This window comes from Streptacidiphilus sp. P02-A3a (assembly GCF_014084105.1).
GTDB lineage: Bacteria > Actinomycetota > Actinomycetes > Streptomycetales > Streptomycetaceae > Streptacidiphilus.
Map to the genome: position 1 here is coordinate 5,669,847 of NZ_CP048289.1, position 21,800 is coordinate 5,691,646.

The 21,800-nt window shown below is 74.4% G+C and carries 15 protein-coding genes; 7 read left to right on the plus strand and 8 right to left on the minus strand.

The features are described from left to right. Positions 1 to 59 precede the first annotated feature (59 nt). Positions 60 to 836 carry a 1-acyl-sn-glycerol-3-phosphate acyltransferase gene (locus GXP74_RS24320; protein WP_182453370.1) on the plus strand — a complete coding sequence of 259 codons (777 nt, stop codon included), beginning with the start codon at positions 60 to 62 and terminating at the stop codon, positions 834 to 836. 19 nt (positions 837 to 855) lie between these two features. Here the strand turns inward: GXP74_RS24320 and GXP74_RS24325 are convergent, their stop codons facing one another. Beyond that, on the minus strand, positions 856 to 1,680 hold the full coding sequence (locus GXP74_RS24325; protein ID WP_225448146.1) for a DUF1345 domain-containing protein: 825 nt from the start codon (positions 1,678 to 1,680) through the stop codon (positions 856 to 858). 81 nt (positions 1,681 to 1,761) lie between these two features. Between GXP74_RS24325 and GXP74_RS24330 the strand changes: the two genes are divergently transcribed. The 5 genes from GXP74_RS24330 to GXP74_RS24350 all read left to right on the plus strand — a co-directional run bounded on the left by GXP74_RS24330 (position 1,762) and on the right by GXP74_RS24350 (position 10,343). After that, positions 1,762 to 2,547: a MerR family transcriptional regulator gene (locus GXP74_RS24330; protein ID WP_182453371.1), complete on the plus strand. Its 786-nt coding sequence runs from the start codon at positions 1,762 to 1,764 to the stop codon at positions 2,545 to 2,547. 141 nt (positions 2,548 to 2,688) lie between these two features. Continuing rightward, positions 2,689 to 4,209: an MFS transporter gene (locus GXP74_RS24335; RefSeq protein ID WP_182453372.1), complete on the plus strand. Its 1,521-nt coding sequence runs from the start codon at positions 2,689 to 2,691 to the stop codon at positions 4,207 to 4,209. A gap of 172 nt (positions 4,210 to 4,381) precedes the next feature. Next, positions 4,382 to 5,536, plus strand: coding sequence for an exonuclease SbcCD subunit D (locus GXP74_RS24340; protein WP_182453373.1), 1,155 nt, complete (start codon positions 4,382 to 4,384; stop codon positions 5,534 to 5,536). Then, entirely contained in the window at positions 5,536 to 8,532 is a 2,997-nt protein-coding gene (locus GXP74_RS24345; protein WP_182453374.1) for an AAA family ATPase, read from the plus strand. Before GXP74_RS24340 ends, GXP74_RS24345 begins: the two co-directional genes overlap by 1 nt. 113 nt (positions 8,533 to 8,645) lie before the next feature. Further along, the gene (locus tag GXP74_RS24350; protein WP_182453375.1) at positions 8,646 to 10,343 is read left to right on the plus strand and encodes an alpha-amylase family glycosyl hydrolase; all 1,698 of its coding nucleotides are present in this window, start codon (positions 8,646 to 8,648) and stop codon (positions 10,341 to 10,343) included. Between the two features lie 143 nt (positions 10,344 to 10,486). Here the strand turns inward: GXP74_RS24350 and GXP74_RS24355 are convergent, their stop codons facing one another. Together GXP74_RS24355 and GXP74_RS24360 are read right to left on the minus strand one after the other, a co-directional pair. After that, on the minus strand, positions 10,487 to 12,898 hold the full coding sequence (locus GXP74_RS24355; protein WP_182453376.1) for a Tex family protein: 2,412 nt from the start codon (positions 12,896 to 12,898) through the stop codon (positions 10,487 to 10,489). A 277-nt stretch (positions 12,899 to 13,175) separates the two neighbouring features. Further along, positions 13,176 to 14,060: a thioesterase family protein gene (locus GXP74_RS24360; protein WP_225448147.1), complete on the minus strand. Its 885-nt coding sequence runs from the start codon at positions 14,058 to 14,060 to the stop codon at positions 13,176 to 13,178. Positions 14,061 to 14,184: 124 nt separating this feature from the next. Here GXP74_RS24360 and GXP74_RS24365 point away from each other — a divergent pair, with 124 nt between their 5' ends. Further along, complete coding sequence (locus GXP74_RS24365) at positions 14,185 to 14,970, plus strand: SDR family NAD(P)-dependent oxidoreductase (RefSeq protein WP_182453377.1); 786 nt, start codon at positions 14,185 to 14,187, stop codon at positions 14,968 to 14,970. On the opposite strand, the gene GXP74_RS24370 is transcribed toward GXP74_RS24365, so the two are convergent. The 5 genes from GXP74_RS24370 to GXP74_RS24390 form a co-directional block, all read right to left on the minus strand. Further along, the gene (locus tag GXP74_RS24370; protein ID WP_182453378.1) at positions 14,921 to 16,165 is read right to left on the minus strand and encodes a M23 family metallopeptidase; all 1,245 of its coding nucleotides are present in this window, start codon (positions 16,163 to 16,165) and stop codon (positions 14,921 to 14,923) included. The genes GXP74_RS24365 and GXP74_RS24370 overlap by 50 nt on opposite strands. A gap of 76 nt (positions 16,166 to 16,241) precedes the next feature. Continuing rightward, positions 16,242 to 17,903: a glucose-6-phosphate isomerase gene (gene pgi / locus GXP74_RS24375; protein ID WP_182453379.1), complete on the minus strand. Its 1,662-nt coding sequence runs from the start codon at positions 17,901 to 17,903 to the stop codon at positions 16,242 to 16,244. A gap of 90 nt (positions 17,904 to 17,993) precedes the next feature. Continuing rightward, entirely contained in the window at positions 17,994 to 19,202 is a 1,209-nt protein-coding gene (locus GXP74_RS24380; protein ID WP_182453380.1) for a sensor histidine kinase, read from the minus strand. Then, positions 19,199 to 19,831 carry a response regulator transcription factor gene (locus tag GXP74_RS24385; protein ID WP_225448671.1) on the minus strand — a complete coding sequence of 211 codons (633 nt, stop codon included), beginning with the start codon at positions 19,829 to 19,831 and terminating at the stop codon, positions 19,199 to 19,201. The genes GXP74_RS24380 and GXP74_RS24385 overlap by 4 nt, the downstream gene beginning before the upstream one ends. A gap of 308 nt (positions 19,832 to 20,139) precedes the next feature. Beyond that, positions 20,140 to 21,732 carry a DEAD/DEAH box helicase gene (locus tag GXP74_RS24390; RefSeq protein WP_182453381.1) on the minus strand — a complete coding sequence of 531 codons (1,593 nt, stop codon included), beginning with the start codon at positions 21,730 to 21,732 and terminating at the stop codon, positions 20,140 to 20,142. Positions 21,733 to 21,800 lie beyond the last annotated feature (68 nt).

Sequence of the window (21,800 nt, forward strand, 5' to 3'; positions counted from 1 at the left end):
GGAAACATGCATGGGAAACACCGGACCGGGCACTCGCCCGAAGGAAGTAGGGCCTCACCGTGGCTGATCTTGTGTACCCGCCCATCATCGGGGCGGCACGGACGCTTTTCCGCGCGCTCGACCTGAAGTTGGAGGTCATCGGCGCCGACAACGTGCCGCGCACCGGCGGCGCCGTCCTGGTCAGCAACCATGTGAGCTACCTCGACTTCATCTTCGCCGGATGGGGCGCGCTCAAGGCCGGTAACCGCAAGACCCGCTTCATGGCCAAGGACGACGTCTTCAGGCACCGGATCTCCGGCCCGCTGATGCGCGGCATGAAGCACATCCCGGTGGACCGCTCCGACGGCCAGCCCGCGTACGACGCGGCGGTCCGGGCGCTGAAGGCGGGCGAGGTGGTCGGCGTCTTCCCCGAAGCCACCATCAGCCGCTCGTTCACCCTGAAGAAGTTCAAGACCGGGGCGGCCCGGATGGCCGCCGACGCGGGCGTGCCGCTGCTGCCGATGGCCGTCTGGGGCACCCAGCGGCTGTGGACCAAGGGACGGCCGAAGACGCTGACCCGGCGGCACACCCCGATCACGATCATCGTCGGAGAACCGATTCGGCTGACCCCCGAGGACCGCCCGGTGATGGTCACCCGGCGGCTCCGCGCCGCCATGACCGAACTGCTGGACCGCGCGCAGACCACCTACCCGGACTCGCCCAGCGGCCCGGAGGACACCTGGTGGCAGCCCGCCCACCTCGGCGGCTCGGCCCCGACCCTGGAGGTCGCCGAGGCCGAGGACGAGCGGGAGAGCGCGGAGAAGGCCGCCCGCCGGGCCGCCGCCGCCGCTCTCTGAGCCGCGCCGCGGCCGGGGATCACTGGAGCACGTTCACCGCGCGGGCCACGATCAGCGCCAGCGTCAGCAGCGAGACCGCGGACTGGACGGTCATCAGCAGCTTCGCCCAACGCGACAGCGGCATGGTGTCGGTGGGGCTGAAGGCGGTGGCGTTGGTGAAGGCCACGTAGAGGTAGTCCAGGTACGCCGGCTCCCAGTCGGCCGGGGCGATCCCCTCGGTCTGCATCTGCGGGAACAGCAGGTCGGGGAATTTGTGGGTGCCCAGGGCCCGGACCACCGGGCCGCCCCGGTCCCACTCCCAGTACCAGAGGCTGAAGGCGATGATGTTGGTCAGCCAGATGCCCCCGCCGGTCATCAGCAGGGTCACCGCGCCCACGCTGGGGCTGCCGTGCAGCAGGTCGCGCACCAGCGCCACCGCCGACCAGCCGTTGGCCAGGCTGACGGCGGCGACCAGCAGCAGCCCCAGCGTCCGCAGCAGCGCCGAACGGCGCTCCGGCAGGCGGCGCGGGTCGGCCACCACCAGCGCCGCCATCAGCGCCAGTTCCAGCGTCGGCAGCAGCCAGTGCGGGTGGATCGTCAGCCGCTCCGGCAGCATCAGCTGCACCGCCACCGCGACGCACAGCGACGCACTGACCGCCCAGCGCGCCTCGACCTCGGTGCGCCGCTGCCAGGCGGGCGGGCGGGCGCCCGCCCGCGGCCGCTGCGGGTCGGCCAGCAGCGACTCGATCCGTTCCAGTCGCCCGTGCAGCAGTACCACCCAGCGGTCGGCGGGCTGCGACGGTGACGGGGGGCGTGTCGGCTCCGGCCGCTGGTCCGGTCCGTGCGGGTGCTGGTCGTCGTTCATGCGGCTCATTGTGCCGGGGCCGCCGCGGCCGGGTGCCCGGGGCGGCCCGCCGCGCGGCCGCGGAGCACTACGCTCGTGCGGGTGAGCGACATCCCGGCATCCGACCCGTCCGAGCACCGGCGCCCCGTGCGCGAGTTCCGCACCGAGGACCTCGCCCGCGAGGCGGGGATCCCGGTCCGGACGCTGCGCTTCTACCGGGAGCGCCGCCTGCTGCCGCCGCCCCGGCGGCAGGGACGGATCGCCTGGTACACCGAGGACCACCTGGCCCGGCTGCGGATCATCGCCGACCTGCTGGAGCGCGGCCACACCCTCGGCGGCATCGCCGAACTGCTCGCGGCCTGGGAGGACGGCCGCGACGTGGCCGAACTGCTGGGCCTGGAGGGCGCGATCGCGGCCCCCTGGTCCGAGGAGACGCCGGTCGGGCTGACCCTGGAGGAGCTGGACGAGGCGTACTCGGGGCAGGTGGACGCCGCCACCCTGGCCGAGGCGACGGCGCTGGGGTACGTCCAGGCCACCGACGACGGGCTGAGCCACGTGAGCCGGAGGCTGCTGGACGCCTCGGCCGCGCTGGTCGCCGAGGGGGTCCCGCTGGCGGCGGTGCTGGAGGCCGCGCACGGGGTGCGGGCCAGTGCCGACGCGCTCGCCGACCTGTTCGTGGAGCTGGTGAACAAGCAGCTGCTGAGCAGCCTGGAGGCACAGCTGTCGGCCGGGGGGACGGCCCGGCTCGCGGAGCGGCTGGCGCGGCTGCGCCCGGTGGCGCGGACGGTGGTGGACGTGGAGTTCTCGCTGGCGATGGACCGCCGGGTGCAGGCCGAACTCGGCGCGGTGCTGGCGCACCTGGGCCCGAAGCCGCCCGCCGAGGACTGACCCCGGAGAACCGGGCCGGGGATACTTCTCACCCTGAACCTTTTAACTTGACTACCTAAACCTTCGGCCCTAACGTATGTCTTATTGCTTGAGTAGGTAAAGCATCAAGTACATGAACCTTCCGAAGGATTCCGTCCCGCCATGAGCCTCGCCCCGTCCCGCACGTCCTCCTCCGCCCGCCGGGGCAGCACACCGCTGATCCTCGCGCTCGGGCTCGCGGCCATGGTCGTCTCCATGGCGCAGACCCAGGTCATCCCGATCCTGTCGCTGCTCGGCAACGACCTGCACGCCGGATCGGCGGGCGTCAGCTGGGTCACCACCGCCACCCTGCTGTCCGCCGCCGTGTTCACCCCGCTGCTGGGCCGGGTCGGCGACCTGCACGGCAAGAAGCGGACGCTGCTGGCGGTGCTGGTGGTGATGGTGCTCGGCTCGGTCCTGGCCGCGACCACCACCTCGCTGGGGATCCTGATCGTCGCCCGGGCGCTCCAGGGCTCCGCCACCGCGATCTTCCCGCTGGGCCTGTCGATCATCCGCGACGAGGTCCCGCAGGAGAAGCTGCACGGCGCGATGGCGCTGGTCAGCAGCACCCTGGCGTTCGGCAGCGGGCTGTCGCTGGTGGTCACCGGCCTGCTCACGCAGGGCAGCCACCCCGACTACCACTCGGTCTTCTGGTTCTCCACCGCCATCTCCGTACTGGCGCTGGCGGCCGTGGCCTGGATCGTCCCGGACGGCGGCCACCGGGTCGGCGGCCGGATCGACTTCCTCGGCGCGACCACCCTCGCCGTCTTCCTGGTGCTGCTGCTGCTCGGCATCTCCCAGGGCCACACCTGGGGCTGGGGCTCGGGCCGGATCATCGGCTGCTTCGTGGGCGCGGTGGTCATGGCGGCGGTCTGGGTGCTGGTCGAGCTGAAGGTCGCCAACCCGCTGGTGGACATGCGGATGTTCACCCACCGGCAGGTGGCCTTCACCAACGTCGCCGGGCTGTTCGTCGGCTTCGCCTCGTTCACCTCCTTCATCGGCATCTCCTACTTCGTGCAGGTGCCGAAGCAGCTGGCCGGCTACGGCTTCACCTCCTCGGTGCTGCGCGCCTCGGTCGAGTACCTGCTGCCCAGCGCGCTGATCGCGCTGGTCGCGGCCCCCATCGGCGGCGTGCTGGTGCGCCGGATCGGCGCCCGGTACACCCTCGCCGCGGGCTCGACGGTCGGCGTCGCCGGGTTCGCCTGGCTGGCCTGGGGCCACGGCAGCACCGCCGACGTCATCATCGCCGGGATGCTCGCGGGCATCGCCATCGCCTTCGGCTACGCCGCCATGCCCGCGCTGATCGCCGCCAGCGTCCCGGTGGAGCAGACCGGCATCGCCAACGGCATCAACTCGATCTCCCGCTCGGTCGGCAGCTCCATCGCCTCGGCGGTGGTCACCTCGCTGCTCGCCTCCAAGGTGATCAGCGGCCTCCCGGCCGGGATCCCGGCGCTGCCGCAGGAGAGCCAGTTCACCCTGAGCTTCGCCATCGCCGCCGGAGCGCTGCTGCTGACCGTGGTGGTCGCCCTGGCCGGGCTGACCCGCCACGTCCGGCCGCACAGCCTGGTCGCCGCCACCGGCGGGAACGAGGCCGCCCCGGCCGAGGCGGCCCCGGCCGAGGCGGCCCCGGCCACCGGCCGCTGACCTGGGCGGTGACCGTGGGGTGCCCGGGTTGTCAGTGGCGCCTGTGATACTCGGTGCGGTCGGCGGAACCCTCGCCGACCGCACCGGGGCACAGCACCGAGGCGCAGCACCGAGGCAGAGGGGTTTGAGATGGCGCACACCCGGGCCGGGGGCCAGTGATGAGGCCGCCGCGATGAGACTGCTGCACACCTCCGACTGGCACCTGGGGCGCAGCCTCCACCGGGAGGACCTGCTCCCCGCTCAGCGCGCCTTCGTGGACCACCTGGTGGCCACGGTCCGCGCCGAGCGGGTCGACGCCGTCCTGGTCGCCGGGGACGTCTACGACCGCGCCGTGCCCGGCCTCGGCGCGGTCGAGCTGTTCGACCACGCGCTGCACCGGCTGGCGGAGCTGGCCGTACCGGTCGTGCTGATCAGCGGCAACCACGACTCGGCCCGGCGGCTGGGCATCGCCGCCCGGCTGATCGAGCGCGCCGGGGTGCACCTGCGCACCGAGACCGCCCGCTGCCAGGAACCGGTGCTGCTGGCGGACGCCCACGGTCCGGTCGCCGTCTACGGCGTGCCCTACCTGGAGCCCGCGCTGGTCGCCGCCGAACTCGGCGCGGACCGCGCCGGGCACGGCGCGGTGCTCGGCGCGGCCATGGACCGGATCCGGGCCGACCTGGCCGCCCGGCCGCCGGGCACCCGCTCGGTGGTGCTGGCGCACGCCTTCGTGGTCGGCGGCGAGAGCAGCGACAGCGAGCGGGACATCGCGGTCGGCGGCGTGCCCAGCGTCCCGGCCTCGGTGTTCGACGGCGTCGACTACGCGGCGCTGGGGCACCTGCACGGCTGCCAGACGATCAACGAGCGGCTGCGCTACAGCGGCTCGCCGCTGGCGTACTCCTTCTCCGAGGCCGAGCACCGCAAGTCCATGTGGCTGGTCGACCTCGGCCCGGGCGGCGAGATCGACGCGCGGCGGATCGACTGCCCGGTGCCGCGCCCGCTGCACCGGCTGCGCGGCACCCTGGCCGAGGTGCTCGCCGATCCGTCGCTGCGCCGCTTCGAGCAGCACTGGCTCCAGGTCACGCTGACCGACCAGGTCCGCCCGGAGCGCGCCATGGAGCAGCTGCGGGCGTGCTTCCCGCACACCCTCCAGCTGGCCTTCGAGCCCGAGCTGCGCCCGGACGACGGCCTGCCCTCCTACGCGGCGCGCACCCGGGGGCGGGACGACACCGAGGTCGCGCTGGGCTTCGTCCGGCATGTGCGCGGCAGCGACCCGGACCAGGCGGAGCGGGCGCTGCTCGCCGAGGCGACCCGGTCCGTGGCCGTAGCGGCCGGGGGTGAGCTCTGATGCGGCTGCACCAGCTGCGGATGACCGCCTTCGGCCCGTTCCCCGACACCCAGACCGTCGACTTCGACGCGCTGGCGGCGGGCGGCCTGTTCCTGCTGCGCGGCGCCACCGGCGCGGGCAAGACCAGCGTGCTGGACGCGGTCTGCTACGCCCTGTACGGCACGGTTCCCGGCAGCCGCCCGCGCACCCGGCTGCGCAGCGACCACGCCTCGGCGGAGGTCAGGACCGAGGTGCGGCTGGAGGTCACCCTGGGCGGCCGACGGCTGGAGATCACCCGCAGCCCGGAGCAGGCCAGGGCGAAGAAGCGCGGCACCGGCTCGACCCTGGAGAAGGCGCGGACACTGCTGCGCGAGTGGTCGGCGCAGGGGCCCGGCGCCCCGGGCTGGCAGCCCCGCAGCAAGTCCCACCAGGAGGTGGGCGCCGAGGTGCAGCAGCTGATCGGGATGAGCCGGGAGCAGTTCTGCCAGGTGGTGCTGCTGCCCCAGGGCGAGTTCTCGCGCTTCCTGCACTCGGACGCCAGGGATCGCGCCGATCTGCTCGGGCGGCTGTTCGACACGGCTCGCTTCCGCGCGGTGGAGGAATGGCTGGCGGAGCGCCGCCAGCGCACCGACAAGGCCTGCCAGGCGGTGCGCGACGAGATCGGCGCGCTGCTGGAGCGGGTGCGCGAGGCGGCCGGGGCCGACACCGCCGGGGATCCCGCGCCGCTGGTGCCGGGCTCCGAGCTGGAGTCCCTCGGTTGGGCGGCGCAGCTGCGGGTCCAGGCCCGCGAGCAGCTGGCGGTGGCCGAGTCCTGGCTGGCCGGGGCCGGGGCCGCGCAGCGGCTGGCCGCCGACCGGGCCCGGGCGGTGGGGGTGCTGGCCGACCGGCAGCAGCGGCACCGCCGGGCCGTCGAACGCTCGCACGAGCTGGAGCGGCGGGCGGCGGACCAGGCCGCGGCCGAGGCACTGCTGGAGCGGGCCCAGCGGGCGGACGCGGTACTGCCGCTGTACCGGCTGTGGGACGACGCCGAGCGGGCCCGGCGACGGCTGGCGGAGCAGCAGCGGGCGGCCCGGGCGCTGCTGCCGGAGCCGCTGCGCGCGGCCGGGGCGGACGAGCTCTCGGCCGCCGAGCGGGCCGCGCGGGAGGAACTGGGCGGCCTGCGGTCGCTGCTGGCCGCCGAGGAGCGGTTCCACGCCGACGCCCGGCGGCAGCGGGTGCTGGAGGCCGAGCGGGAGGACGCCGAGGCCCAGCGGGCGGAGGCCGAGGGCTGGCTGGTCCGCTGGCCGGAGCTGCGGCAGGCGGCCGAGGCCCGGGTGGAGCAGGCCCGGCAGGCCGAGACGCGGGTCCAGCAGCTGACCGAGCGGCTGTCCGAGGCCCGGCGGCAGCAGCTGGCGGCGGAGCGGGCGCAGGAGCTGGAGGCCCGTCTCGCGGTCGGTGTCGAGCGGGAGTCGACGCTGCGCCGGTCCGCGCTGGCCGCGCACGAGTCCTGGCTGGAGCTGCGCGAGCAGCGGCTGCGCGGGATGGCCGCCGAGCTGGCGCAGGGGCTGCGCCCGGGCGTCGACTGCCCGGTCTGCGGTTCGGCCGAGCACCCCGCGCCCGCGCTCGCCGGTCCGGACCAGGTCACCCGGGCGCAGGAGGAGCAGGCGGAGCGCGCCCACCGGGAGGCCTCGCGCGCGGCCGAGGCCGCCCGGGACTCCCTGCTGGAACCGCGTCGGCAGTTGGCCGCGCTGGCCGCGGTCAGCGGCGAACGTCCGGCCGCCGGGCTGCGCGAGGCGGCCGAGGCGCTGGCCGCCGAGCACGACCGGGCCCAGCGCGAGGCCGCCGCCGGGGTCCGCGCCCGGCAGGAGGCCGACGCGCTGGAGGGCGAGCACGAACGGCGGTTGGCGCAGTCGCGGCAGGCCGCCGGTTCGGCGGCCGCCGCGACCGCGCTGCTGGACGCGCTGGACCGGCAACAGGGCGAGCTGGCGGTTGAGTTGGAGCAGGGCCGGGCCGGGGCCCGGTCGGTGGCGGAGCGCTCCGCCGAGCTGGGCCGGCTCGCCGACCGGCTCGCCTCGGCGGTGGCCGCCGCCCGGGCCGCGGCCACCGGCGCCGAGGCCGCCGACCGGGCCGGGGCCGAGGTCCGCGAGGCGGCGCGGCGCGAGGGCTTCGCCGACGCCGAGGCGGTGACCGCGGCGGCGCTGCCCGCCGACCGGGCCGCCCGGCTGCGCGACGGGGTGACGGCGCACCACACCGAGCTGGCCCGGGTCGGCACCGAGCTCGCCGATCCGGAGCTGCTGGCCGCCGCCGCACAGCCGGACGCGCGGCCGGACGCGGTCCGGTCCGCGCTGGAGGCCGCCGAGGCGGCGCTGCGGCGGGCGCATACCGCGGTGCACTCGGCGCGGGAGCGCTGCGCCGCCCTGGACCGGCTCGGCGCCCGGCTGGCGGAGCAGCTGCGGATACTCGCGCCGCTGGCCGAGGAGCACGCCACCGCGGCCCGGATGGCCGGTCTGGCGTCCGGCGGCAGCGCCGGGAACACGCTGCGGATGTCGCTGGAGACGTACGTGCTCGCGGCCCGGCTGGAGCAGGTCGCGGCGGCGGCCGGGGCCCGGCTGGCGGTGATGTCGCAGGGCCGCTACACCCTGGCCCACAGCGACGCCCGGGCGAAGGGCGGCGGCCGGTCGGGTCTCGGGCTGAGCGTGCTGGACGCGCACACCGGGCAGCGGCGGGACACCTCGACGCTGTCCGGCGGCGAGAGCTTCTACGCCTCACTGGCGCTGGCGCTCGGCCTGGCGGACGTGGTCACCGACGAGGCCGGGGGCATGCCGCTGGACACCCTGTTCATCGACGAGGGCTTCGGCTCGCTCGACGAGGACACCCTGGAGGACGTCCTGGACGTGCTGGACCGGCTGCGGGAGCGCGACCGCGCGGTCGGCATCGTCAGCCACGTCGGCGTGCTGCGGGACCGGATCCCGGCCCAACTGGAGGTGCGCAAGGGGCGGTCCGGCTCGACCCTGGCGCAGCACGGCACCGGCGGCTGACCCCCTCGGCCCGGCTGCCGTCAGGCCGCCGCCCTTGATCGGAGCGGCCGGGGCGCGATCAACTGGACCCTGGCACACGATGGCACACGACGCGCGCGAGAGAGGCCCCGTGGATGAGTGAGCAACAGGGACAGCCACCGACGCAGGCACAGGCACCGACGCGGGCACAGCCGTGGTGGCGGGGGGCGGCCCTGTACCAGGTGTACCCGCGCAGCTTCGCCGACGGCAACGGCGACGGCACCGGCGACCTCGCCGGGCTCCGCGCCCGGCTGCCGTACCTGGCCGAACTGGGCGTGGACGGCCTGTGGATCTCGCCGTGGTACGTCTCGCCGCTCGCCGACGGCGGCTACGACGTCGCCGACTACCGGGACATCGACCCGGCCTTCGGCAGCCTCGGCGAGGCCGAGCAGCTGATCGAGGAGGCCCACCGCCACGGCCTGCGGATCATCGTGGACCTGGTCCCCAACCACTGCTCCGAGCAGCATCCCTGGTTCCGGGCCGCGCTGGCCGCCGGTCCGGGCTCGCCCGAGCGGGCCCGCTTCCACTTCCGTCCCGGGCTCGGCCCGGACGGCGCGCTGCCGCCCGGCGACTGGCACTCGCACTTCGGCGGCTCGGCCTGGACCAGGGTGACCGAGGCCGACGGCAGCCCCGGCGAGTGGTACCTGCACCTGTTCGCGCCCGAGCAGCCGGACTGGAACTGGGACCACCCGGAGGTCCGCGCCGAGTTCGAGTCGGTGCTGCGGTTCTGGCTGGACCGGGGCGTGGACGGCTTCCGGATCGACGTCACCGACCACCTGGTCAAGGAGGACGGACTGCCCGACAGTGCCGGGCACCACGGCCGCCCGGACCCGTGGCGGGACCAGGAGGGGGTGCACCAGGTCTACCGGGACTGGCGCCGGGTCACCGACGGCTACCCCGGGGAACGTGCCTTCGTGGCCGAACTGTGGGAGAACGACCCGGAGCGCTTCTGCCGCTACCTGCGCCCGGACGAGCTGCACACCGCCTTCAACTTCGCGCTGCTGCGTGCCCCCTGGCGGGCCGTCGAGTTCCGCCAGGTGATCGACGCCACCCTGGCCGCCCACTCCCCCGTCGGCGCGCCGCCGACCTGGGTGCTGTCGAACCACGACACCACCCGCCATGTCACCCGCTACGGCCGCGCCGACTCCACCTACGGCTTCGACCGGGCCGCCCGGCACGGCCTGCCGGTGGACCTGGAGACCGGCACCCGCCGGGCCCGGGCGGCGGCGCTGCTGACCCTGGCGCTGCCCGGCGGGGTCTACCTCTACCAGGGCGACGAGCTGGGCCTGTGGGAGGTCGAGGACATCCCGGACGAGCTGCGGCAGGACCCGGTCTGGCTGCGCACCGGCGGGGTGGACCGGGGCCGCGACGGCTGCCGGGTGCCGTTGCCGTGGAGCGGCAAGGAGCCGCCGTTCGGCTTCGGTCCGGACGGCGCGGCGCCCTGGCTGGACGTCCAGCCGACCGCCTGGCGGGACGTCAGCGTCGCCGCGCAGACCGGGAACCCGGGCTCGCACCTGGAGCTCTACCGGGCGGCGCTGCGGCTGCGCGGCACCCACCCGGGCCTCGGCGACGGCCCGATGGACTGGTTGCCGTCCCCCGAAGGGGTGCTCGACTTCACCCGCCCGGGCGGGTTCCGCTGCGTGCTCAACTTCGGCCCGGAGCCGCTGCCGCTGCCGTCGCGGCCGGAGGTGCTGCTGGTGAGCGGGGAGTTGACGACCACGGCGGCGGGGCTGGCGCTGCCGACCGACACGGCGGTCTGGCTGCGGCACGGCCCGGACGGGGCTCGCGGATGAACGTCAGGGAATGAGGGAGCCCCGTTCGCACGGGGGAGCGACCGGGGCTTCCTCTGGAAATAATACGAGTTGTCGAGCCTTGCGCCAGCATTTCTCGGAAACAGGATCCACTGTGCCATCGGCTGCTGGCAGCCGGAGCCGGCTCAGCCCAGTCCGGCCCGCCGCAGCGCGTCGGCCATCGCGCCGCCGCCACCGGTGTCGCCGCCCCGGGGCCGGGGCGCGCGCGACGGCTGCTGGCCCTGCTGCTGGCGGCCACCGCCCGAACGGCCCTGCCCCTGCTGCGGCTGCTGGCCCTGCGGCTGCCGGGGCGGGCGCTGCTCCTGGCCGCGCTCCTGCCCGCGGTCCGGCCGCTGGCCCGAACGCGCGGCGGGCTGCGCCTCGTCGTCCAGTCGCAGCGTCAGCGAGATCCGCTTGCGCGGGATGTCCACGTCCAGCACCTTCACCCGGACGATGTCACCGGACTTCACCACCTCGCGCGGGTCCTTGACGAAGGTCTTCGACAGCGCCGAGACGTGCACCAGGCCGTCCTGGTGGACCCCGATGTCGACGAACGCGCCGAACGCGGCGACGTTGGTGACCGTCCCCTCCAGCAGCATGCCGGGCTCCAGGTCGGACAGCTTCTCGACGCCCTCCTTGAAGGCCGCCGTGCGGAAGGCCGGACGCGGGTCGCGGCCCGGCTTCTCCAGCTCCCGCAGGATGTCGGTGACCGTCGGCACCCCGAAGGTCTCGTCGGCGAAGGCCGCCGGGCGCAGGCCGCGGAGCACCCCGCCGTTGCCGATCAGCGTCCTCAGCTCGCCGCCGGTCTGCGCCAGGATCCGGCGCACCACCGGGTAGGCCTCGGGGTGGACGCTGGAGCTGTCCAGCGGGTCGTCGCCGCCGGGGATCCGCAGGAAGCCCGCGCACTGCTCGAACGCCTTGGGGCCGAGCCGGGCCACGTCCTTCAGGCCCTTGCGGGTCCGGAACGGGCCGTTGGCGTCGCGGTGCGCCACGATGTTCTCGGCCAGTCCGGCGGTGATCCCGGAGACCCGGGTGAGCAGCGGCGCGGAGGCGGTGTTGACGTCCACGCCGACGCCGTTGACGCAGTCCTCGACCACGGCGTCGAGCGAGCGCGACAGCTTGGCCTCGGACAGGTCGTGCTGGTACTGGCCGACGCCGATCGACTTGGGGTCGATCTTCACCAGCTCGGCCAGCGGGTCCTGCAGCCGCCGGGCGATGGAGACCGCGCCGCGGATCGAGACGTTGAGCTCCGGCAGCTCCTGCGAGGCGTAGGCGGAGGCGGAGTAGACGGACGCGCCGGCCTCCGAGACCACGGCCTTGGTGAGTCCCAGCTCCGGGTGGCGCTTGATCAGGTCGCCCGCGAGCTTGTCGGTCTCCCGCGAGGCGGTGCCGTTGCCGATGGCGATCAGGTCCACCCGGTGCGCGGCGCAGAGCTTGGCCAGGGTGGCGATCGACTCGTCCCAGCGGTTGGCCGGGACGTGCGGGTGGATGGTGTCGTGGGCGACGACCTTGCCGGTGTCGTCGACCACGGCGACCTTGACGCCGGTGCGGAAGCCCGGGTCCAGGCCCAGGGTGGCGCGGGTCCCGGCGGGCGCGGCCAGCAGCAGGTCGCGCAGGTTCGCCGCGAACACCCGCACCGCCTCGTCCTCCGCCTCGGTGCGCAGTCGCAGCCGCAGGTCGATGCCGAGGTGGACCAGGATCCGGGTGCGCCAGGCCCAGCGGACGGTGTCCAGCAGCCAGCGGTCGCCGGGGCGGCCCCGGTCCGCGATCTCGAAGCGGTTGGCGATCCGGGCCTCGTAGCCGCCGGGGGCCTCGGCGTCGGCCTCGTCGCTGTAGGGCTCCAGGGTCAGGTCGAGGACGTCCTCCTTCTCGCCCCGGAACATCGCCAGCACCCGGTGCGAGGGGAGCTTCACGAAGGGCTCGGCGAAGTCGAAGTAGTCGGAGAACTTCGCCCCCTCGGTCTCCTTGCCCCCGCGCACGGCGGCGGCCAGGCGGCCTCGGCCCCACATCCGCTCGCGCAGCGCGCCGATCAGGTCGGCGTCCTCGCCGAAGCGCTCGACCAGGATCGAGCGGGCGCCGTCGAGCGCCGCGGCGGCGTCGGCGACGTTCTCGTTCAGGAAGGCGGCGGCCTCGGTCTGCGGGTCCCGTCCCGGGTCGCCCAGCAGCAGGTCCGCCAGCGGCTCCAGACCGGCCTCGCGGGCGATCATCGCCTTGGTGCGGCGCTTGGGCTTGTAGGGGAGGTAGATGTCCTCCAGCCGGGCCTTGGAGTCGGCGGCTCGGATCTGCGCCTCCAGCGCCTCGTCCAGCTTGCCCTGACCGCGGACCGACTCCAGGATCGCGGTACGGCGCTCCTCCAGCTCGCGCAGGTAGCGCAGCCGCTCCTCCAGGGTGCGCAGCTGGGCGTCGTCGAGCTCGCCGGTGGCCTCCTTGCGGTAGCGGGCGATGAAGGGCACGGTGGCCCCGCCGTCGAGCAGTTCGACGGCGGCCTGCACCTGTCCGGCTCTGACGCCGAGTTCTTCGGCGATGGTCTGCTGGATGGACGCATTGTGAAGGGTCACGCTCGATTACCGCCTTCTCGCAGGGACTCCACCAGCATTCTGCCGTTCCCGGGGGCGGAGGGGAAAACCCCTGCGCCCCGGGCGGGTCGTGGCCGCTGGACCGACCGGGTGATCATCCGTGCGGCGACCGCGACCGACTGGTCCTCCGTCTGGCCCTTCCCGCACGCCGTCGTCGAGGCCGGGGGGACCCGCACCTACCCTCGCGACCTGGACCAGGAGCAGGCCCGCGCGATCCGGATGCTGACCGCCCCGGCGCGGACGGTGGTGGCGGTGGCGGTCAGCTGGGGCGGGGCACCGCGGCGAGCTGGCGGGACTGGGCGACCAGGCGGCCGGACTCGTCCCAGACCTCGGCGTCCTCCTCCAGGTAGCCGCCCGCGAGGTTGCGGGTCGAGTGGACCACCCGCAGCCAGCCGGGCACCGGCCTGGCCCGGACGTGGGCGGTGAGCTCGATGGTCGGGGTCCAGCCGAACAGGCCCAGGTCGAAGGTGACCGGCGGCAGCGCGTCCACCGCGAGCAGCAGCATCAGCGGGTCGGGGAGGCGTCCGTCGGCGAGCCGCAGCCAGCCCTGGATCCGGCCCTCGCCGCTGGGCTCGCCGAGCGCCCAGCCGACACTGGCCGGGTCGAGCCGCAGGTCGAGCCGGTGCAGCAGGTCGGCCTGGGCCAGGAACTGGGGCGGGGCGTGCTCGGTGCTGATGCACTGGTCCGGCGGCGGCATCAGCGGCGGGGCGGCGCTGGTGCGCACCTCCCCCTCGGCCGCGGCCAGGTCGCCGTAGGAGGCGAGCACCCGCAGCCGCTCGACGGGGCTGCCGTCCTCGTCCCGCTGGACGAGCCGGGCGGTACCGGTGGACAGCGTGCGTCCGCCGCGGACGGTCTCGGCGTGCACCTCGGCCGGGCCGGGACGGGAGGCGCTGAGGTAGTAGCCGCTGATCGAGACCGGGTCGACGTGGCCGGTGCCGTCGCCGAGGTGCCGGGACAGCGCCCGGGCGGCGAGCGCCAGCAGCAGGCCGCCGTTGATCCCGCCGCCGATGCGCCACCCCGGGTCGAGCTCCGCGTCGTAGACGCCGGGGGCGCCCTCGCGCTCCACCACGGCCGACCCCCGGTCGAACTCGGAGTCTGGGGCGGCGTCGCGGCCGGAGACCTGCTCAACCGGTGTCATCGTCATGGTGCGGTCCAACCCTCCAGGAAGTTACTTATCAGTAATCAATCGTACTCTCGCTTCACTCGTCAAGGCGATCGTGATAGTTCTGATTATCCGTCAGCTACGCAGCCGACCGTAGGAGCCCCCGATGACGCTTCCGCTCCCCCACCGGCTGGACGGCCGGGTGGCCGTGGTCACCGGCGCTGGCAGCGGGATCGGCCGGGCCACCGCGGCCGTCCTCGCCGCCGCCGGGGCCCGGGTGGTCTGCGCGGACGTCGACGGACCGGCGGCCGAGGCCACCGCCGCCCGGATCGGCGGCCGGGCCGCGACGCTGGACGTCGCCGACCGGGCCGGGGTGTTCGCGCTGCTGGAGGCCACCGCCGCGGAGCAGGGGCGGCTCGACATCCTCTGCAACGTCGCCGGGATCATCCGCACCGGCCTGGTCGTCGACGTGGCCGAGGCCGACCTGGACGCGGTGCTCGACGTCAACTTCAAGGGCACCTTCCACGCCTGCCAGTGCGCCGCCCGGATCATGTGCGCGCAGGGCGGCGGCAGCATCGTGAACACCGCCTCGGGCGCGGTCGACGCGGCCACCCCGGAGATCATGAGCTACTCGGTGTCCAAGGCCGCCGTGGTCCAGCTGACCCGGAACCTCGCCGCCGAGGTCGGCCGGTACGGGGTCCGGGTCAACGCGGTGGCCCCGGGCGTGGTCCGGACGGCGATGACGGCGCGGCACTTCCTGCTGCCCGACGGCGGCGTGGACGAGGCCGCCCGGGCCGCCGCCGAGAAACCGCTGCGCCGGATGTCCCCGCTGGGCCTGATCGGCGAGCCGGAGGACGTCGCCTACGCCGTGCACTACCTGGTCAGCGACGCCGCCCGGTTCGTCACCGGGCAGATCCTGCGCCCCAACGGCGGCGTGGCGATGCCCTGGTGACCACCGGGCCGTCCGCCGGACGCCGCTGCCGCAGCACCCGCCCGCGCCACAGCCCGCCGGTGACCCCGGTGAAGCGCAGCTCCAGGCCCACGCCGTCGCGTTCGGCCTGCAGGTGCAGGTGCGGCTCGGTGCTGTTCCCCGAGTTGCCGACCTCCCCGAGGAGGTCCCCCGCGCGGACCCGGTCCCCGGTGCGCACCCGGACCGAGCCCGGACGCAGGTGGCACAGCAGCACGGTCTCGCTGCCGGTGTCGATCCGGACCTCGTTGCCGAACACCGGCCCGTAGCGCGGACGCCCCGGGACCTGGTCCGGGTACCGGTCGACCGCCAGCGACACCGTCCCGGCGCAGGGCGCGAACAGCGGGGTGCCGTAGCAGGCGTAGTCGGCGGGCCCGCGCGGCGCCGACCGGGAGCGGGTGCCGCGCGGCCCCACCTTCAGGATGTCCAGCGCCCCGCGCTGCGGCGGGACGGCGTAGTGGTGGTTCAGCCCGCGCCCGCCGCCCTGGGCGATGTACCAGCTGCCGCTGTCGCAGGGGAACTCCAGCGGCACGGACACCGTGGTCTCCCAGCGGTGCCGCCGGGCCGCCATCAGCAGGCCGGTCAGCGGGCCCAGCACCACCAGCGCCAGCAGCGGCCCGAGGTACTCCCCCGGTCCGCCCGTCGGCAGTGCCCCCAGCCGCAGCGCCGAGACCGCGCCGGCCGCCGCGCCGAGCAGGAACACCCGGCGCACCCACGGCGGGACGTCCCAGCGCGACGGCGCGCCGTAGCCCTCGGCGAGGACCAGCAGCAGCGCCAGCGGCAGCGCGAAGGACGCCCAGGCGGGCACCGAGCCCACCGTCCAGAGCCTGCCGACGCACAGGGCGAACGCCGCCGCCCACCCGAACCGGTAGCACCGGGACAGCGTCGGCGCCGACTGCCGCGCGCCCGGTGCCCTGGAGACCCGCAGCCCGGTGAGCCGCCCGGTGGGACCGGTCGCCGCCCACACCGCGACCCGGCCCCGGGTGCCGACGATGTGCGGCCCCCGACCGCTGTCGGTGACCGAGACGAAGGAGCCCACCCGGTCCCAGGTCGCCGCCAGGATCTGCTGGAGCCTGGCCTCCCCCAGGTCCTGGACCAGTTCCGGCGCCAGCCGCGGCCGCTCGTCCGGCGCGGCGGCCAGGAACTCGTTCAGCGCGACTGTGGTCGCCTCGTCCGTCATGCGGAACAACCCCCCGGTCGTCCTCGATGTTCTGCGGTCCGGCGGCGGGGTCGGCCGACCCCGCCGCCGGGGACGGTCAGCGCCCGCGCAGCGCGCGGTAGCGGTCGGCCAGGGCGGCGGTGGAGGAGTCCAGCGACTCCCCGCCCTTGCCCTCGACCAGGACCGGCTCGATCTTCTTCGCCAGCACCTTGCCGAGCTCCACGCCCCACTGGTCGAAGGAGTCGATGTTCCAGATCGCGCCCTGGACGAAGACCTTGTGCTCGTACAGCGCGATCAGCTGTCCCAGCACCGACGGGCTCAGCCGCTCGGCGAGGATGGTGGTGGTCGGGTGGTTGCCCTTGAAGGTCTTGTGCGGGACCAGCTCGGCCGGGACGCCCTCGGCGGCGACCTCCTCCGGGGTCTTGCCGAAGGCCAGCGCCTGGCCCTGGGCGAAGAGGTTGGCCATCAGCAGGTCGTGCTGGGCGGCCAGGTCGGGCTCCAGCTCGGCCACCGGCCGGGCGAATCCGATCAGGTCGGCCGGGATGATCTTGGTGCCCTGGTGGATCAGCTGGTAGTAGGCGTGCTGGCCGTTGGTGCCGGGGGTGCCCCAGACCACCGGGCCGGTCTGCCAGCGCACCGGCTCGCCCTCGCGGTCCACCGACTTGCCGTTGGACTCCATGTCCAGCTGCTGAAGGTAGGCGGTGAACTTCGACAGGTAGTGCGAGTAGGGCAGCACCGCGTGCGACTGGGCGTCGAAGAACGCGCCGTACCAGACCCCGAGCAGGCCCAGCAGCAGCGGCACGTTCTGCTCGGGATCGGCGGTGCGGAAGTGCTCGTCGACCAGGTGGAAGCCGTCCAGCATCTCGCGGAAGTGCTCCGGGCCGATGGCGATCATCAGCGACAGGCCGATCGCGGAGTCGTAGGAGTAGCGCCCGCCGACCCAGTCCCAGAACTCGAACATGTTGTCGACGTCGATGCCGAAGTCCGCCACCCCCGAGGTGTTGGTCGACAGGGCCACGAAGTGCTTGGCCACCGCCTCCTTGCCGGCGCCGAGCTTGCCCAGCAGCCAGTTGCGGGCCGAGGTGGCGTTGGTGATGGTCTCGATGGTGGTGAAGGTCTTCGAGGCGACGATGAACAGCGTCTCGGCCGGGTCCAGGTCGCGGACCGCCTCGTGCAGGTCGGCGCCGTCGACGTTGGACACGAAGCGGACGGTCAGGTCGCGGTCGGTGTAGGAGCGCAGCACCTCGTAGGCCATCGCCGGGCCGAGGTCCGAGCCGCCGATGCCGATGTTGACGATGTTGCGGATGCGCTTGCCGGTGTGGCCCTTCCACTCGCCGGAGCGGACCCGCTCGGAGAAGGCGGCCATCTTGTCCAGTACCGCGTGCACGGCCGGGACCACGTTCTCGCCGTCCACCTCGATCACCGCGCCGCGCGGGGCGCGCAGCGCGGTGTGCAGCACGGCGCGGTGCTCGGTGATGTTGATCTTGTCGCCCCGGAACATGGCGTCCCGCAGCTCGGCGACCCCGCGTGCCTTCGCCAACTGCCGCAGCAGGGCCAGTGTCTCGTCGGTCACCAGGTGCTTCGAGTAGTCCAGGTACAGGTCGCCGACCTGGAGGGTGTAGCTGTCGCCGCGCTGGGGGTCGGCCGCGAACAGCTCGCGCAGCCGCACCTCGCCCAGCTGTGCCCGGTGCTTGCCCAACTCGGCCCATTCGGGCGAGCGGTCGAGCGCGAGCCGGTCCGGACGGGTTCCCTCGGACATCACGTTGACTCCATCCTGAATCACCACACGTTCGGTACGCGACCGAGCCTAGACCGTCCGGCAGTCAGCAGGCGGAGGTCACCGGCCCGGTCAGTCCCGGGCCGTGCTCGCGGGCGGGGTGACCGGCACCCGCAGTCGGACGCCGAAGCCGCCGTCCTCCAGCGGCGCGGCCCGCAGCGTCCCGCCGAGCAGGGTGGCCCGCTCGCGCAGGCCGACGATGCCGTGGCCGCCGCCGGGAAGGTCCAGCCGACCCGGCTCGGCCGGGGCCGGGCCATTCTCGACCGCGACCAGCAGCCGGTCGCCGTCCAGCAGCACGCTCACCTCGGTCCAGGCGCCCGGGGCGTGCTTGCGGACGTTGGTCAGCGCCTCCTGCACGGTCCGGTAGGCGGCCCGCTCGACCGGCTCCGGCAGGGCGGCCTCCTCCGGGACGAACAGGTGCAGCACCGCGTCCACCTCGGACTCGGCGACCAGCCGGGGCAGGTCGGTCAGCCGGGGCTGCGGCACCAGCTCGGTGGGTCCGGCCCCGGCGGCGCGCAGCACCAGGATCATGGTGCGCAGCTCCTCCAGCGTGGCCACGGCCAGACCGCGGAGCATCTTGGCGGTCTGCCGGACCTCCGGGTCGCTCGCGGTCACCTGGAGCGCCCCGGCCTGCACCGCGATCAGACCGGCCTGGTGCGAGACCACGTCGTGCATCTCCCGGGCGATCCGGGCGCGCTCGCGGGCCAGCACGGTCTGCGCGTGCAGCTCCCGCTCGTGGTCGCGCAGCGTGGCCAGCTCGGCGATCCGGGCCTTCAGGCTCTCCCGGGTCTGCAGCAGCAGGCCCAGCGCGGCCGGGCCCCCGGCCAGCATCACCGCGTGTATCAGGTCCTGGATGTGGTCGCTGGTGGTCTCCCTGACGAACTCGCTCAGCGGCCAGGGGATGAACAGGCCGAGGCCGACCAGCACCGTGGCGGTCCACAGCTGCCGCCCCGGCGGGCGGCTGCGGGCCACCCCGTACAGGGCGACCATGGCGGCCACCATGGCGGTCCCGGTGTACAGGCCGGGCAGGGTGACCAGCAGGACCGCCCGGGGGTACCGGTTGCGCAGCAGCAGCGCGGTGGCGGCGATCACCGAGGCGTAGAAGGTCCAGTCGCGCGGCGGCGGGTAGTTCAGCCAGGCGTCCAGCATCGCGGCGATGAACAGCACGATGGTGACCGCCCAGGAGCGGACCCGCGGCGAGCGGATCCGGGGCAGCCGGGGCCGGACCGAGTACACCCCGGGGGGCAGCGGGCGTGACAGCCGGAAACCGGTGGAGTTCACAGTGCCTCGCTGTCCTCGATCAGCCCGGCCCGCTCGGCCAGCACCGCCGCCTGGATCCGGTTGGCGACGCCCAGCTTGGTCAGCACCGCGCTGACGTAGTCCTTGACCGTGGCGGCGCCCAGGTGCATCCGGGCGCCGATCTCGACGTTGGACAGGCCCTGGCCGAGGTGGCCGAGCACCTGCCGCTCGCGGGCGGTGAGGCTGTCCAGGCCGACGCCGCCGACGGTGCGCGGGCGGCTCTCCCGCAGCCGGCGCAGTACCGGCGAGGACAGGCAGCCCGCGCCGGTGGCGACCGCGCGCACCGAGCTGGCCAGGATCTCCGGGTCGGTGTCCTTGAGCAGGAAGCCGCTGGCGCCGATGCTGAGCGCCTGGTCCAGGTACTCGTCGGTGTCGAAGGTGGTGAGCATGGCCACGTACGGGCTGTCGGGCAGGGCCCGCAGTCGGCGCAGCAGGGTGAGCCCGTCGATGTCGGGCATCCGTATGTCCAGCAGCACCACGTCCGGGTGCAGGGACCGCACCGCGGACAGGGCCTCGGTCCCGGAGCAGGTGCCGACCACCTCGATGTCGGGCGCGCTGCCGAGGATCATCGCCAGACCGGAGCGGATCAGCGCCTCGTCGTCCACCACGATGACGCGCACCGGTCTCCCGCGCGATCCATCGTCTGTTCCAACTGTGGCCACGTGACTGTTCCTGACTCGATACCTGGCTCTGTGCCTGACTCGCCCGTCCCGGGATCCCCGTGCGTGGGGGTTCCGCGACCGTATCCCAGCGCCAATCGCCGGGGAAAGCGGAGAACCCCCGGTCGGAGCCGGAATCACCCCTGGTCGGGGGTGCTTTTGACGTGGTGGTCCATACCAGGATGGGCCCTCGGCGCGTACGCGTGCCAGATGGCGGGCACCACGGGGGGGTGCCCGCCTTCAGTGTTCGGGGGCCCGGCTCAGGCCGGACGGCCGGGGCGGGAGGCACCGGTTCCGGTGCCGCTGCCGCCGCTGCGGCGCGGGCGGCGGCTGCGCGGCTGGGCCGCACTGGCAGCCGCCGCTCCGCCGCGCGAGCCCGCCGCGGAGCCGGAGCGGCCGCCGCCGTTGCCGCCGCGCGAGCCGGAGCCCGCCGGGCGCGGCTTGCGCGGCGTCTGCGCCGGGACGGCCGGGGCCGGGGCGGTGATCACCACCGGCACTCCGCTGGGCTTGCGGGCGCCGGTGATCCGCGACAGCTCGGCGTCACCGGAGCGGACCCGGTCGTTGTTGGGGGTGATCCCGGCGTCGGACATCAGCCGGGCCATCTCCCGGCGCTGGTTGGACAGCACCAGCGTGACCACCGTGCCGGACTCCCCGGCGCGGGCGGTCCGGCCGCCGCGGTGCAGGTAGTCCTTGTGGTCGGTCGGCGGGTCGACGTTGACCACCAGGTCCAGGTTGTCCACGTGGATGCCCCGGGCGGCGACGTTGGTGGCGACCAGCGCGGTGATGTGGCCGTCGCGGAACTGCTCCAGCACCCGGTTGCGCTGCGGCTGGGACTTGCCGCCGTGCAGCGAGGCGGCGCGGACGCCGTTCGCGAGCAGCTCCTTGGCCAGCTTGTCGGTGGCGTGCTTGGTGTCCATGAACATGATCACCCGGCCCTCGCGGGCGGCGATCTCCACGGTGACCGCGCGCTTGTCGGCGTCGGCGACATAGAGGACGTGGTGGTCCATGGTGGTGACGGCACCGGCCGAGGGATCGACCGAATGGGTGACCGGGTCGGTCAGGAAGCGGCGGACCAGCCGGTCCACGTTGCGGTCCAGAGTGGCCGAGAACAGCATCGTCTGGCCGTTCGGCTGCACCTGCTCCAGCAGGTTGGTGACCTGGGGCAGGAAGCCCATGTCGGCCATCTGGTCGGCCTCGTCCAGGACGGTGATGGCGACCCGGTCGAGCCGGCAGTCGCCCCGGTCGATCAGGTCCTTCAACCGGCCCGGGGTGGCGATCAGCAGCTCGACGCCGCGCCGCAGCGCGGCCGACTGGCGGGTGATCGACATGCCGCCGACCACGGTGGTCAGCCGCAGGTTGACCGAGGTGGCGTAGGGAGTGAGCGCGTCGGCGACCTGCTGGGCCAGTTCCCGGGTGGGCACCAGGACCAGCGCCAGCGGCGACTTGGGCTCGGCCCGGCGCCCGGCGGTGCGGGCCAGCATGGCCAGCCCGAAGGCCAGGGTCTTGCCTGAGCCGGTCCGGCCGCGGCCGAGGACGTCGCGCCCGGCAAGGGAGTTGGGGAGGGTCGCGCCCTGGATCGGGAAGGGCTCGGTCAGCCCCTCGCGGGTGAGCGTGGCGAGCAGCGCGCCGGGCATGTCCAGCTCGGCGAAGGCCTGCACGGCGGGCAGCGAGGGGGTGCTGCTGACCGGCATCTCGAACTCGCCCGACTGGACCAGCGGGCGGCGGCGCGGCGCGCCCTGCTGCCCGGCGGACCGGCCGCGGGAGGCGGCCGGGTTGGTCCGCGGCGCGCCGGTGGGGCGCCCGAACCGGGTGGTGGGACGCGGGTCGTTGGTACGGCTGGTGCGATGGTTCATGGAGAACCTTCCTCGTAGCGGCACGCTTCGAGGAGGGCTCCGCAGCACTTCGCACGGAGGTTCACAAG

Coding starts and splice junctions, on each gene's coding strand:
- GXP74_RS24325 (WP_225448146.1), bottom strand. CDS start 1,680: ATGAACGACGACCAGCACCCGCACGGACCGGACCAGCGGCCGGAGCCG.
- GXP74_RS24335 (WP_182453372.1), top strand. CDS start 2,689: ATGAGCCTCGCCCCGTCCCGCACGTCCTCCTCCGCCCGCCGGGGCAGC.
- GXP74_RS24340 (WP_182453373.1), top strand. CDS start 4,382: ATGAGACTGCTGCACACCTCCGACTGGCACCTGGGGCGCAGCCTCCAC.
- GXP74_RS24345 (WP_182453374.1), top strand. CDS start 5,536: ATGCGGCTGCACCAGCTGCGGATGACCGCCTTCGGCCCGTTCCCCGAC.
- GXP74_RS24350 (WP_182453375.1), top strand. CDS start 8,646: ATGAGTGAGCAACAGGGACAGCCACCGACGCAGGCACAGGCACCGACG.
- GXP74_RS24360 (WP_225448147.1), bottom strand. CDS start 14,060: ATGACGATGACACCGGTTGAGCAGGTCTCCGGCCGCGACGCCGCCCCA.
- GXP74_RS24365 (WP_182453377.1), top strand. CDS start 14,185: ATGACGCTTCCGCTCCCCCACCGGCTGGACGGCCGGGTGGCCGTGGTC.
- GXP74_RS24370 (WP_182453378.1), bottom strand. CDS start 16,165: ATGACGGACGAGGCGACCACAGTCGCGCTGAACGAGTTCCTGGCCGCC.
- pgi (WP_182453379.1), bottom strand. CDS start 17,903: ATGTCCGAGGGAACCCGTCCGGACCGGCTCGCGCTCGACCGCTCGCCC.
- GXP74_RS24390 (WP_182453381.1), bottom strand. CDS start 21,732: ATGAACCATCGCACCAGCCGTACCAACGACCCGCGTCCCACCACCCGG.